Origin of the sequence: Micropruina sp. (assembly GCF_047602085.1) — a bacterium.
Lineage (GTDB): Bacteria > Actinomycetota > Actinomycetes > Propionibacteriales > Propionibacteriaceae > Micropruina.
This window is the reverse complement of record NZ_JASGID010000004.1, coordinates 1-12,951: the sequence shown is the minus strand read 5'-3', so window position 1 is coordinate 12,951 and position 12,951 is coordinate 1. Positions and strand designations below refer to the sequence as shown.

Annotated in this window: 10 protein-coding genes; 5 read left to right on the top strand and 5 right to left on the bottom strand. The window is 66.1% G+C overall.

Translation table 11 applies throughout. From position 1 onward, the window contains the following. The first annotated feature begins 10 nt into the window (after positions 1-10). The 3 genes from QM721_RS06500 (at position 11) to QM721_RS06490 (ending at position 3,326) form a co-directional block, all read left to right on the top strand. The gene (locus tag QM721_RS06500) at positions 11-1,468 is read left to right on the top strand and encodes an MDR family MFS transporter (protein ID WP_415120187.1); all 1,458 of its coding nucleotides are present in this window, start codon (positions 11-13) and stop codon (positions 1,466-1,468) included. 49 nt (positions 1,469-1,517) lie between these two features. Then, the gene (gene ppk2 / locus QM721_RS06495; RefSeq protein ID WP_415120185.1) at positions 1,518-2,366 is read left to right on the top strand and encodes a polyphosphate kinase 2; all 849 of its coding nucleotides are present in this window, start codon (positions 1,518-1,520) and stop codon (positions 2,364-2,366) included. A 300-nt stretch (positions 2,367-2,666) separates the two neighbouring features. Beyond that, entirely contained in the window at positions 2,667-3,326 is a 660-nt protein-coding gene (locus tag QM721_RS06490) for a LuxR C-terminal-related transcriptional regulator (protein ID WP_415120183.1), read from the top strand. Between the two features lie 429 nt (positions 3,327-3,755). Here QM721_RS06490 and QM721_RS06485 read toward each other — a convergent pair whose 3' ends face one another. Then, positions 3,756-4,379, bottom strand: a complete 624-nt coding sequence (locus tag QM721_RS06485; RefSeq protein ID WP_415120181.1) for an L-threonylcarbamoyladenylate synthase — start codon at positions 4,377-4,379, stop codon at positions 3,756-3,758. A 64-nt stretch (positions 4,380-4,443) separates the two neighbouring features. On the opposite strand from QM721_RS06485, the gene QM721_RS06480 reads away from it, so the two are divergent. Beyond that, the gene (locus QM721_RS06480) at positions 4,444-5,571 is read left to right on the top strand and encodes a MalY/PatB family protein (protein WP_415120179.1); all 1,128 of its coding nucleotides are present in this window, start codon (positions 4,444-4,446) and stop codon (positions 5,569-5,571) included. Between the two features lie 52 nt (positions 5,572-5,623). On the opposite strand, the gene QM721_RS06475 is transcribed toward QM721_RS06480, so the two are convergent. Next, positions 5,624-6,028 carry a pilus assembly protein TadE gene (locus tag QM721_RS06475; RefSeq protein WP_415120177.1) on the bottom strand — a complete coding sequence of 135 codons (405 nt, stop codon included), beginning with the start codon at positions 6,026-6,028 and terminating at the stop codon, positions 5,624-5,626. Positions 6,029-6,173: 145 nt separating this feature from the next. Between QM721_RS06475 and QM721_RS06470 the strand changes: the two genes are divergently transcribed. Then, complete coding sequence (locus tag QM721_RS06470; protein ID WP_415120175.1) at positions 6,174-7,400, top strand: pyrophosphate--fructose-6-phosphate 1-phosphotransferase; 1,227 nt, start codon at positions 6,174-6,176, stop codon at positions 7,398-7,400. A 235-nt stretch (positions 7,401-7,635) separates the two neighbouring features. Here QM721_RS06470 and QM721_RS06465 read toward each other — a convergent pair whose 3' ends face one another. The 3 genes from QM721_RS06465 to dnaE form a co-directional block, all read right to left on the bottom strand. Next, positions 7,636-8,499, bottom strand: coding sequence for a CHAD domain-containing protein (locus QM721_RS06465; RefSeq protein ID WP_415120173.1), 864 nt, complete (start codon positions 8,497-8,499; stop codon positions 7,636-7,638). After that, positions 8,492-9,133 (bottom strand): hypothetical protein, encoded by a 642-nt coding sequence (locus tag QM721_RS06460; protein ID WP_415120171.1) that lies wholly within the window; start codon positions 9,131-9,133, stop codon positions 8,492-8,494. The genes QM721_RS06465 and QM721_RS06460 overlap by 8 nt, the downstream gene beginning before the upstream one ends. A 154-nt stretch (positions 9,134-9,287) precedes the next feature. Further along, positions 9,288-12,800, bottom strand: a complete 3,513-nt coding sequence (gene dnaE / locus QM721_RS06455) for a DNA polymerase III subunit alpha (RefSeq protein WP_415120169.1) — start codon at positions 12,798-12,800, stop codon at positions 9,288-9,290. Positions 12,801-12,951 lie beyond the last annotated feature (151 nt).

Sequence of the window (12,951 nt, the reverse complement as noted above, 5' to 3'; positions counted from 1 at the left end):
GGGGGCAGCCATGGCTGAGCCGATCACCGAAGCCGTCGCCGAGCGGCCCGGGTTGAGCCGACGCGACCGATCGGTGGTCACGATCGTGCTGGTCGCCACTTTTGTGGTGATCCTGAACGAGACCGCCCTCAACGTGGCGCTCACCTCAATTATGGGTGACCTGCATGTCGATGAGCGCACCGTGCAGTGGCTGACCACCGCCTTTTTGCTGACCATGGCGGTGGTGATTCCGATTACCGGGTGGTTGCTGGAACGCACACCCACCCACAACGCCTATCTGCTCGCGACCAGCCTGTTCACGCTCGGCACCGTGATCTGCGCACTCGCGCCGGCCTTTGCGCTGGTGCTGTTCGGCCGCATCGTGCAGGCCAGCGGGACGGCCATCATGTTGCCTCTGCTGATGACCACGGTCATGCAATTGGTGTCGCCCGCACACCGCGGCGCCATGATGGGCACGATCTCAATGGTGATCTCGGTGGCCCCGGCCATCGGCCCCACGCTGGCCGGTGTGGTGCTGCAGTTCACGTCGTGGCGTGGCGTCTTCGTACTGATGGCCCCGATCGGACTGATCATGCTGGTCGTCGGGGCGCTGCGCATGGTGAGCATCAATGATCCGATCCAGGTGCCGCTCGACGTGTGGTCGATTCCCCTCACCGTGGCGGGTTTCGGCGGGCTGGTCTACGGGTTGAGCCTGATCGGCGACACGACGGTGCCGCCGGCCGAACTGATCGGCGTGTTCGGGGTCGGCGTGGTGGCACTGGCCGGCTTCGTCTGGCGGCAGTTGCTGCTGGCTCGCACCGAGCGGGCGCTCCTCGACCTGCGCACCTTTCGGCACCGCGCGTTCACGATCAGCGTGATCGTGATGGCGCTGGCGATGATGGCATTATTCGGCGTCGTGATCATGCTGCCGCTGATCTTGCAACAGGCGCTGCATCTGCCGCCGCTGACGGTCGGGCTGATGCTGCTTCCAGGTGGGCTGCTGATGGGGCTGCTCGGGCCGGTGACCGGACGGCTCTTCGACCGGTTCGGTCCTCGCCCGCTGATGCTGCCCGCCAGCGTGCTGATCGCCGGCATCTTCTGGCTGCTGTCGACGATTCAACTGAACACCCCGGTGTGGGTGGTGGTGGCCGCACACATGGTGATGAGCGCGTCGTTCGCCTTTATGTTCACGCCACTGTTCACCGTCGCCCTTGGGTCGCTGCCCAAGCAGTTGTATTCGCATGGATCGGCGATCGTCGGCACCGTGCAGCAGGTGGGGGGCGCGTTCGGCACCGCGGTGTTCGTCACGGCACTGGCTGCCCAATCGGCGGCCGCACAGGAGTCCGGCGCCGCCATCGAGACCAGCCTGTTGATCGGGTCGCGGGTGGCCTTTCTGGGGGCCGGTGCGATCTGGACGTTCGCCATTATCGCCACGCTGTTCATGACGGCGCCCACGTTGGGCGACAACCATGAACCGATGCTTCACTGACTTCACATCACCCCTTGTCAAGGCACAATGGGTCGGGCACGATACGTGCATGAGCAAAGCTGCCAAACTGGACCGCGAACTTTACGAGGCCGAACTCCACCGACTGCAGGCCGAACTGGTCGAAATGCAGGAGTGGATCAAGCAAGAGGGCAAGCGACTCGTCGTGGTCTTCGAAGGCCGCGACGCGGCCGGCAAGGGCGGCGCGATCAAACGCATCACCGAGTACCTCAACCCCCGAATCGCCCAGGTGGTGGCACTACCGGCCCCCACCGAGCGGCAACAGAGCGAATGGTACTTTCAACGCTACATTCAGCACCTGCCCTCGGCCGGTCAGATCAAGCTGTTCGACCGCTCGTGGTACAACCGGGCCGGCGTCGAGCGGGTCATGGGTTATTGCACCGCCGAGCAGCACCGCCGTTTTCTGCGCCAGTGCCCGATTTTCGAGCGCATGTTGATGGAAGACGGCATCATGCTGCGCAAGTACTGGTTCTCGGTGTCTGACAAACAGCAGGAGAAGCGGTTCAAGTCGCGGCTCACCGACCCGATGCGGCGCTGGAAGCTGTCGCCGACCGACCTGGAATCGCTGACCCGCTGGGAGGACTACTCGCGGGCCAAGGACGAGATGTTCGTGCACACCGACATTCCTGAGGCCCGCTGGAACGTGGTCGAGTCCGAGGACAAGAAGCGCGCCCGGATCAACATGATCGCGCACCTGCTGTCGTCGATTCCCTACGAGAAGGTCGACCGCCCCACCCTGAAGCTGCCCAAGCGTCCGCCCTCGACCGGCTACCAGCGCACTGATCGGCGGCTGCAGTTCGAGGTGCCCGACCACACGGCCGCCCTGATCAGGCAGGACGCTGCAGCAACGTACGTTGACCCCGAGGACGAAGACAACTGATTGTTCGTCGGTCGAGCTTGTCGAGACCTCAGACCTGTCGCTCCGATGAGGGGTTTCGACAAGCTCAACCAGCAGTTGTCGCTGGTCGAGCTTGTCGAGACCTCAAACCTGTCGCTCCGGTAAGGGGTTTCGACAAGCTCAAGCAGCAGTTGTGAGGCAATTGTCGCTGGTCGAGCGTGTCGAGACCACAGACATGCCCCTCCGGTAAGGGGTTTCGACAAGCTCAACCAGCGGGGGTTGCATTGGTCGCCGCTTCCCTGCGCCGTGCACCCCTTCAATGCGCGCTGGAATACTGGGGCGGTGCCGCCGAAACCACCGATCAGGGTTGCTCTGGTCAACGACTACGAGGTCGTCGTGGCCGGGTTGATGCACATGTTCACCAACTACTCCGAGCGCGTCGAGGTGGTCAAACTGATCGCCAACCGCGAGGTGCGCGAGCGGGTCGACATCGCGCTGTACGACAGCTTCGGCCAGAACCAGACCGAGACCGAGGCGGTCGAACGCGTGCTGCGCAATCCGCTGGTGAAGCGCACAGTGATCTACACCTGGAACTTCGAGCCGAGCCGGATCAACCAGGCGGCTCACGACGGGGTGTCGGGATACCTGTCGAAGACCCTGCCGGCCAGCGAACTGGTGCGAGCGCTCGAACAGGTGCACACCGGAGAGCTGGTGGTCAGCCCCGCGCCCCAAGGGACGAGTCCGACCGGCGGCAACTGGCCGGGCCGCGAAGAGGGCCTGTCGTATCGCGAGGGCGAGGCGATCGCGCTGATCACCCAGGGCCTGTCGAACGCCGAGATCGCCTCGATGCTGTACCTCAGCCCCAACTCGGTAAAGAGCTACATTCGCTCGGCCTACCGCAAGATCGGGGTCACCCGCCGTTCGCAGGCGGTGGGGTGGGGCATGCGGCATGGCTTCGCCGCCGACTTCGTGCGGCTCGACCCCGACGACACGTCCGCCTAGGGAAACCCTCATCGACGCGCCTACCGCTGGTTGAGCCTGTCGAAACCCCTCATGAGACACCCCTATCCGAGGCCTCGACAAGCTCGACCAACGAACAATCAACAACCCACCGCTGGTTGAGCCTGTCGAAACCCCTCATCGGAGCGACAGGTCCGAGGTCTCGACACGCTCGACCGACGAACAATCAACAACCCACCGCTGGTTGAGCTTGTCGAAACCCCTTGCCGGAGGGGCATGTCTGTGGTCTCGACACGCTCGACCAGCGACAACCGCTGGTTGAGCTTGTCGAAACCCCTTACCGGAGGGGCATGTCTGTGGTCTCGACACGCTCGACCAGCGACAACCGCTGGTTGAGCCTGTCGAAACCCCTCATCGGAGCAACAGGTCTGAGGTCTCGACACGCTCGACCGACGAACAATCAGCAGATGCCTACCCTTCGAATAGTTCGGGGTCGCCCGAACCGCGCCGCACGATCACCACCTCGTCACCGCTGAGGTCGATCACCGTCGTCGGCTCGGTGCCGCAATCACCCGAATCAAGCACCGCATCGACGGCGTGGCCGATCTCGTCGTTGACGGTCCAACCGTCCGACATCGGGTCGTCCTGGCCGGGCAGCAGCAGGGTGCTCGACATCAACGGCTCCCCCAGTTCGGCGAGCAGCGCCAGCGCCGTGACGTGATTCGGAACGCGCACGCCGACCGTGCGTCGCTTGGGCTGCAGCATCACCCGTGGAGCCTCACGGGTGGCGCTGAGAATGAACGTGAAGCCACCCGGCGTGGCGGCCTTAATCGCCCGGAACACGTCGTTGTTCATCTGCACGTACTGCCCCAACTGGGCGAACTCGCTACACACCAGCGTGAAGTTGTGCTTGGCGTCGATTTGCCTGATCGAACGGATGCGATCCAGCCCGGCCCGATTGCCCAACATGCAACCCAGCGCATAGCCCGAATCGGTGGGGTAGGCGATCAAGCCGCCGGCGCGCAGCATCGCGGTCACCTGGCCGAGTGCGCGTGGCTGGGGGTTGTCGGGGTGAACGTCGAAGTATCGGGCCATGACTGCGCGCTTTCTGATCGAGACTTGCGGCGTCGAGGCCGCCGGAGCCGCAAGAATGCAGCGTATGACGATCTTCTCTCTCACCGAGGCGGAATTGCGGGAGCGACGCAGCCTGAAGTGGCGCACCTACGACGCGGACGTGCTGCCGCTGTGGGTCGCCGAGATGGACGCCGCCGTGCAGCCCGCGGTGCGCCGCGAGCTTGATGCGGCTCTCGACCGCGGTGACACCGGCTACCCGTGGGGCACCGACTACGCCGACGCCTACCGTGCGTCGGCGGTGGCACGGTGGGGACTCAAGCTCGACCCTGGTCAGTTGCGCCGGGGTGGCGATGTCATGAACGCCGTGGTTTGCGTCCTCGAGACGGTGACCGACCCCGGGGACGGCGTCGTGATCACCGCGCCGGTCTACCCGCCGTTCTGGCAGGTGACCAGCGGCTACCGCAGGCGCACGGTGGCGGTGGCGCTGACCCCCCAGGGCAGGCTCGACCTGAACGCCCTGGAGCAGGCATTCGCGGCCCCCGACGTGACCGCCTTTCTGCTCTGCTCGCCGCACAACCCCACCGGCACCGTGCACACCGCCGCGGAGCTGGCCGCCGTGGCCACGCTCTGTGCCGCCCACGGGGTTCGGCTGGTGGTGGACGAGATTCACGCCTGGCTGGTCGACCCAGGTGCCGCCTTCGTGCCGATTCTGAGCATTCCGGAGGCGCAACAGGCCGTGGTGGCGGTGTCGGCGGGAAAGTCGTGGAACCTGGCCGCCTTCAAGGCCGGGTTGTACGTCGCCGGCGAGCAGGCGCTGGACGTGCTGGACGATCTGCCGCCGCTGGCTCAGCAGTCCACCGGGCACCTGGGTGCCCTGGCGCACGCAACGGCGCTGCATGAGGAGCAGGCATGGGTCGACCAGGTGCGCTCCGAAGTGGCCGCCAACAAGCAACTGCTCAGCGACCTGTTGCATGCTCTGTTGCCGTCGGTGGAGTACCGACCGCAGCCCGGCACCTACCTGGCGTGGGTGGACTGTACGGCGCTGGGGTTGGCCAACCCGGCCCGGCACTTCGAGCAAACGGGCCGGGTGGCGTTCTCACCGGGCCGCAATTTCAGCCCCGAGCACCAACAGTGGGTACGGATCAATCTGGCCACCTCGCCGGCAATCATCACAGCAGCCGTCGAACGGATGGCCGCCTCGCTGCGCCGGTGAACGGACCTCGGCTCTGACCATTCGCCGACCAGGTGGGCATGGACAACCGTCGTCAGTCGAACAGTTGAGCCTGGGCGCTGCCGTGCCCCTGAAGGGTGCCGATGCCGATCAAGCTGAGAAAGACGGTGTCGATGCTGGTCGATGTCGTCACCTGCACGCTGCCGTCCGCGGCGAGGGTGGCGCGACCCTGCATGCCGGGTTCGTCGGCGATCACCCGGTTCGCGGCGGCCACTGCGGCTGCGGCGTCCGGACGGCGTCCGGCCTGGCGTTCGGCGGCCGTGGCGTCGACGGCAGCCCGGGCCGCCGCGGCTGCGGTCAGTTCGGCGCGACGGTCGGCGGCACTCTTACGACCACCGTCGACCACGAGCCCGGTGACCAACAGCAGGGCGACCACGACGACGACCAGAAACGATGACAGTGCCTGGCCGCGGTCACTGCTCGATCGGCGAGGATGCATCGTGCCAGTCTGCCCGGAGCGCTGCCCCAGTGGCGCGTTGTCCACAGGCCCAGGGTGCAAACCCACGACAATTGCGCGATTCTTCCGCGAGCCGGGGCCGGGCAATAGGGTGATGGTGTCATTCCCCCGTTGAGAGGTTCATTTCATGGTTCACAAGGTCGCACTGCTCACCGCCGGTGGTTTCGCCCCGTGCCTGTCGTCGGCGATCGGTGGTCTGATTCAGCGCTACACCGAGGTGGCTCCCGAGGTCGAGATCATCGCCTACCGTTACGGCTATCAGGGGCTGCTGACCGGTGACTACCTTGAAGTCACGCCCGAGGTGCGGGCGAAGGCTCATCTACTGCACAACTACGGCGGTTCGCCGATCGGCAACTCACGGGTCAAGCTGACCAATGCGAAAGACCTGGTGAAGCGGGGGCTGGTCGCCGAGGGTGTCGATCCGCTCAAGGTTGCCGCTGACCGGCTGGTGGCCGATGGCGTCGACGTGCTGCACACCATCGGCGGCGACGACACCAACACCACTGCCGCCGACCTGGCCGCCTACCTGGCCAGCAACGACTACGGGCTCACCGTGGTGGGCCTGCCCAAGACGATCGACAACGACGTCTACCCGATCAAGCAGTCGTTGGGCGCCGACACAGCGGCCGAAATGGGTGCCCGGTTCGCCAAGAACGTGCTGGCCGAGCACAACGCCGGAACCCGCATCCTGATCATTCACGAGGTCATGGGCCGCAACTGCGGCTGGCTCACCGCCGCCACCGCGGCCAAGTACCACGCCTGGATCAAGGAGCAGGACTGGCTGCCCGAAATCGGGCTCGACGCCAAGGCATGGGATGTGCACGCGATCCTGCTGCCTGAGGTGGCGCTCGACATCGAGGCCGCAACCGATCGTCTGCTAGGGGTGATGGACGAGGTGGGCTGCGTCAACATCTTTCTCTCCGAAGGTGCGGGGGTGGCCGACATCGTTGCCGAGATGGAGCGCAACGGCGAAGAGGTGGCCCGTGACGCCTTCGGCCACATCCGGCTCGAAAGGATCAACCCCGGCGCCTGGTTCGCCACGAAGTACGCCGAGATGCTGAAGGCCGAGAAGGTTCTGGTGCAGAAGTCCGGGTACTACTCCCGCTCGGCCGCAGCCAACCAGTTCGACCTGGATCTGATCAGGTCGATGACCGACCTGGCGGTGACCTCGGCGCTGGCTGGCCAGCCCGGCGTGGTCGGCCACGACGAAGACAACGACGACGCGCTGAGCGTCATCGCCTTCGACCGGATCAAAGGCGGCAAGCCCTTCGACATCACCCAGCCCTGGTTCTTGCAACTGCTGTCCGAGATCGGCCAAGCCGAGCCGGTAGCCGCAGCACCCGTCGAGCACTGACCCGCCACGTCGTCGGCGTCCCGGCGCTGTTTCCCCTGCACGGGAAGCGCTGATTTCCGCTGGTCGAGCTTGTCGAGACCTGAAGAGGAGGGCTGATTTCCGCTGGTCGAGCCTGTCGAGACCTCAAAAGCGGCACTCTCACCAGAGGTTTCGACAGGCTCGACCGGCGCTGAGTACGTGCATCGGTACCGCCCTATCGTCCACGTCGAAGCCGAGCACCGTGACCGGCGACCGGCTACGGCAGTGGCAACTCGAGCGCAACCCGTAGGGCCACCTGCCCGGCGTGGAGCGACTCTTCTCGCAACCGCAGCTCCTGTGCAATCAACGCCAGGTACGTGTCGGCGGGCTCCCCCGCCTCGCGGGCCCGGACGGCGTCGGTGGCCAGGCAACTCTCGGCCACCACCGTGTCTTGCAACTCGCCCAGCGCCTCGGTGACTGCCTCCCAGGCTGCGGCCAATTGCTGGGCCGGACCGTCGAACAGCGGCACCAGCGCCTCGGAGCAGTACCGGGCGGCTTTGGCGGCCTTGCGCACCTCGTGCCAGCGATGGACGTCGTCGCTGATCTCGACCGCACGCTCATCAAGGCGACGCACCCGGTCTGCTGCCCCGCCCAGCAGGTCGCTCAGCTCGGCCGCGCTGACCGCGCGCCCCGCTCGCCGTAACGGAGGGTCGCTGACGAACCCGGTCAGTGCCGTGCGCAACTCCGCGTAGCGGCTGGTGCGCATCGACTGCACCAGCGATGCGTGCGCCTGCGCATGGGTGGCATCCAGCGCCGCGCCCAGCCGGCGCCGCACCGGCCCGACGACCTGGTCCGGGTCGAGGTCGCCGAGGGCCGCCAGCAGCCGCTGTTTGAGCACTTCGGCGTCGCGCGGCGCCCCCAGATGATCGGCGTGCCAGGCCAGTTCGCTACGCAGCCGGCCGGTTCGGGAGTGCTTGAACAGTGGCGCGAAGGTGCGTAGTGCGCTGCGCGACCGGCGGGTCGCGACGCGGCTGCGGTGCACCGCATCCGGGGCGTCGGCGAGCACGTCGGTGGAGCGTGCGGCGATCACCTCGGCCTGCGCGCGCAGGTAGCCCAATACGGCACCGGCTGCCTCAGTCACGAACGGTTCCCGCCTCGTCCGTGCGCACGACGCCCAGTTCGTCGATCACTTCTTGCGGTTCGGGCAAAGCCTGTCGGCGCCGGTTGCGCGGCACGCGGGGCGGCGCCTCGTCGTCGGGCCCCAGCGCCGAGCCGAGCAGAATGGGGGTGACGGCAGCGAACGCCCACACCGCCAGTGCCGACGGCGAGCGCAGCGTCAGCCCGATCGGCACCGAGTCACCCGGTTTGGCTATGGCCAGCCGTTCGTCGAACGACGCGCCGCCCAGTAACTGGCCCAGTTGCCAGCAGACCACACCCGCCAGCGCGCCGAGACCGACAGCCAGCAGGGCCGACAGCCAGCCCAGGCCCTTGAATCGCCGCCAGGTGAAAATGCCGATCGCCGCCCCGAAGACCGCCCCGAGCAGCACGTACCAGGCGTCGGCGGAGAAGACCTGGGTGAGTGCCCGCTCGGTGACGGTGGCGGATCCGTCCGGCTGCACGGTGTAGCTGGGCAGTTGCACCACCAGCCGCCAGAGCACCGCCGCGACGATGCCGACCACCAGCGCGGCGACCCCGAACATGGACGCCGACCAACTGTCACGGTGCCGCGTTCTGGTCGGGGTCTCATCCACCACGGGGGACGGCGCACTGGTCACTGCCCCAGCCTAACGGGCCGCGTCGATCGCCGGTGGTGGAGGCTGACCAGACTTCTCATCGTTGTTGCGGGTCAGGGTCTCGACAAGCTCGACCAACGACAGACTCGACCGGCGACAAGCTCGACCGGCGACAAACGCGGCAGGCGACCGGCGGCTACACGCAGGACGGCCCGAGCAACGCCTTAAGGTCGGCCATCAACGGTGGCGACGGCATCACCCGCAAGGTCTCTTCCAGCTTCCACACCGTGGTGCGGTTGCTCGACGTAGTGAGTCGCACCCGCACCTCCGTGGCGCCGGGGTGGTTGGTCAGCACGGTGCGGAGCTGCTGCACCACCGCCGGCGTACAGCGGGCCGCGGGCAGCGAGATCACCACCGGGCCGGATGACCCCTCGGAGACGTCCGGGAAGCTCACATCGGTGCCCCGCAATTCCACGCCTTCGTCCTTGCCGACCAGCTTGCCCTTGATCCGCACGATGGTGTCGGTGGCCAGTTGCAGGGCCACCAGTTGATAGGCCTTGGGGAACAGCAGGACCTCGATGGACGCCTCCAGGTCTTCGACCGTGACAATCGCCCACAGGTCGCCGTTCTTGGTCTGCTTGCGGTTGACGGAAGTGATCATGCCCGCGATCGCGGTGGAGATGTCGCGCGGGCCGTCGTCGGCCACCAAGGCACCGATCGAGTGATCGCGGTTGGCGAGCAGCACGTGCTCCAAGCCGAGCAGCGGATGATCCGAGACGTACAGCCCGAGCATCTCGCGCTCGAACGCCAGCCGCACTCGCTTGTCCCATTCCTCCACCACCGGAATCGGGCTGCTCACCATCGCCTCTGCCCCGCCGAAGTCGCCGAACAGGTCGTCTTGGCCGTTGGCCTGGTTGCGTTTCAGGTCGATCACCTCGTCGACCTTCTGCTCGTAGCACTCCATCAGCGACCGCCGGGTGTGCCCCAGCGAATCGAAGGCGCCGGCCTTGATCAGCGATTCGATCACCCGCTTGTTGCACACCACCAGCGGCACGTTGTCCAGGAACTCGTTGAAATCGGACGCCTTGCCGTTGGTTTCGCGGCCCTCGACGATCCCCTTCACCACGTTGTCGCCGACGTTGCGGATGGCGCCCAGGCCGTAGCGGATGTCGGTGCCGACGGGGGTGAACATGCCGTCGGATTCGTTGACGTCGGGGGGCAGCACCTTGATGCCCATCCGGCGGCATTCGGCCAGGTAGATCGCCGATTTGTCCTTATCGTCCTTCACCGACTGCAGCAGGGCCGCCATGTATTCGGCCGGGTAGTTGGCCTTCAGATAGGCCGTCCAGTACGAGATCAGCCCGTAGGCGGCGGTGTGCGCCTTGTTGAAAGCGTAGTCCGAGAAGGGCACCAGAATGTCCCACAGCGATTTTATCGCCGCGTCGGAAAAGCCGTTGGCGTGCATACCGGATTCGAAGTTGACGAACTCGGCTTCCAGCACCTCCTTCTTCTTCTTGCCCATCGCCCGGCGCAACTCGTCGGCCGCACCCAGGGTGTAGTTGGCCACCTTCACCGCGATCTGTTGCACCTGCTCCTGGTACACGATCAGGCCGTAGGTGAGGTCGAGGATCTCGGCGAGCGGCTCGGCCAACTCGGGGTGGATCGCGGTGATGGGCTGCTTGCCGGTCTTGCGCAACGCGTAGTTGGTGTGGCTGTTGGCGCCCATCGGGCCGGGCCGGTATAGCGCCAGCGCCGCGGAGATGTCCTCGAAGTTGTCCGGCTGCATCTGGCGCAGCAGGACGCGCATGCCGGAGCCGTCCAGCTGGAAGATGCCGAGAGTGTCGCCGGAGGCCAGCAGTTCGTAGGTCTTGGCGTCGGTGGTGTGCTTGCTGAGCTCGTCCAGGTCGAGGTCGATGCCCTGGTTGGCCTTCACGTTGGCGATGGCGTCGTCCAGGATGGTCAGGTTGCGCAGGCCGAGGAAGTCCATCTTGACCAGGCCCAGCGATTCGCAGCTCGGGTAGTCGAACTGGGTGATGATCTGGCCGTCCGATTCGCGCTTCATCACCGGGATGACGTCGAGCAGCGGCGCCGACGACATGATCACGCCGGCGGCGTGGACGCCCCACTGGCGCTTCAGGCCCTCGATGCCCATCGCCGTGTCGACGACCTCTTTGACCTCGGGCTCGGCCTCATACATCGCCCGGAACTCGCCGCCCTCGGCGTAGCGGGCATGCTGCGGGTTGAACACCTCCGGCAGCGGCACATCCTTGCCCATCACCGGTGGGGTGTAGGCCTTGGTGATCTTCTCCCCCAGCCCGAACGGCTTGCCCAGCACGCGTCCGGCGTCCTTGATCGCCTGCTTGGCCTTGATGGTGCCGTAGGTGACGATCTGGCAGACGTGGTCGTCGCCGTACTTCTCGGTGACGTAGCGGATCACCTCGCCCCGCCGGCGCTCGTCGAAGTCGATGTCGAAGTCGGGCATCGAGGGACGTTCGGGGTTCAGGAAGCGTTCGAAGATCAGCCCGTGAGGCACCGGGTCGAGATCGGTGATCCGCAGTGCATAGGCGCACATCGAGCCTGCGCCGGAACCGCGACCCGGACCGACCCGGATGCCGTTGTTCTTCGCCCAGTTGATGAAGTCGGCAACGACCAAGAAGTATCCGCAATAGGACTTATCGGTGATGACCTGGGTCTCGAAAGCGGCCTGCTGAGTTGCGTAGTCGGGGACGCCGTCGGGGAACCGGCGCTCCAGGCCGCGGCGGACCTCCTTTGCGAACCAGGACTCCTCGGTTTCGCCGGCGGGCACCGGGAACCGGGCCATGTAGGTGCCGGTGCCCTCGTCGAAATGGGTCTCACAGCGTTCGGCGATGGCGAGCGTGTTGTCGCAGGCCTCGGGCAGTTCGCGCCAGATTTCGCGCATCTCGGCCGGACTCTTCAGGTAGTAGCCGTTGCCGTCGAATTTGAACCGGTTCGGGGTGTCCCGGTTCGAGCCGGACGACACGCACAGCAGGGTGTCGTGGGCGTCGGCGTCATTCGCGTGCACGTAGTGCAGGTCGTTGGTGGCCACCAGCGGCAGCTTCAGGTCCTTGGCCAGCCGCAACAGGTCCTGCCGGACCCGGCGTTCGATGTCGAGACCGTGGTCCATCAACTCGCAGTAGAAGTTGCCTTCGCCGAAGATGTCGCGGAACTCGGCGGCCGATTCGACGGCCTGCTGGTACTGGCCGAGCCGCAGATAGGTCTGCACTTCGCCGGACGGGCAGCCGGTGGTGGCCAGCAAACCCTTGGCGTAGCGGTTGAGCAGTTCCCGGTCGGCGCGCGGCTTGTAGAAGAACCCCTCCAGGGAGCTCAGCGAGCTCAGCCGGAACAGGTTGTGCATGCCCTCGGAGTTCTGCGCCCACATCGTCATGTGCGTGTACGCGCCCTTGGACGCCACGTCGTCGCCGGTACCGTCACCGAACTGGACGCGCTTGCGCTCGCTGCGGTGCGTCTTCGGAGTCAGGTACGCCTCGAGCCCGATGATCGGCTTCACCGCGGAGCCCTTGGCCGCCTTGTACCACTCGTAGGCGCCGAACAGGTTGCCGTGATCGGTGACGGCCAGGGCCGGCATGCCCATCTGCTCGCAGCCCTTGACCAGATCCTTGAGCCGCGCGGCGCCGTCCAGCATCGAGTACTCGGAATGGCAGTGCAGATGCACGAACCCATCGGCCATCGGCGGTTTCGACCTCCAGAAGTCTGTGGTGGACCGGGCTGATCGCCAGGGGGAAGTTCCAGCGGAGCCCCTACCCTAACCCCGCCGGCCGACGCTGCCCGGCGACACTCGGTGCGTGGGGCGGCGGCCCGGCGTGTCGGCCGGCGGACGG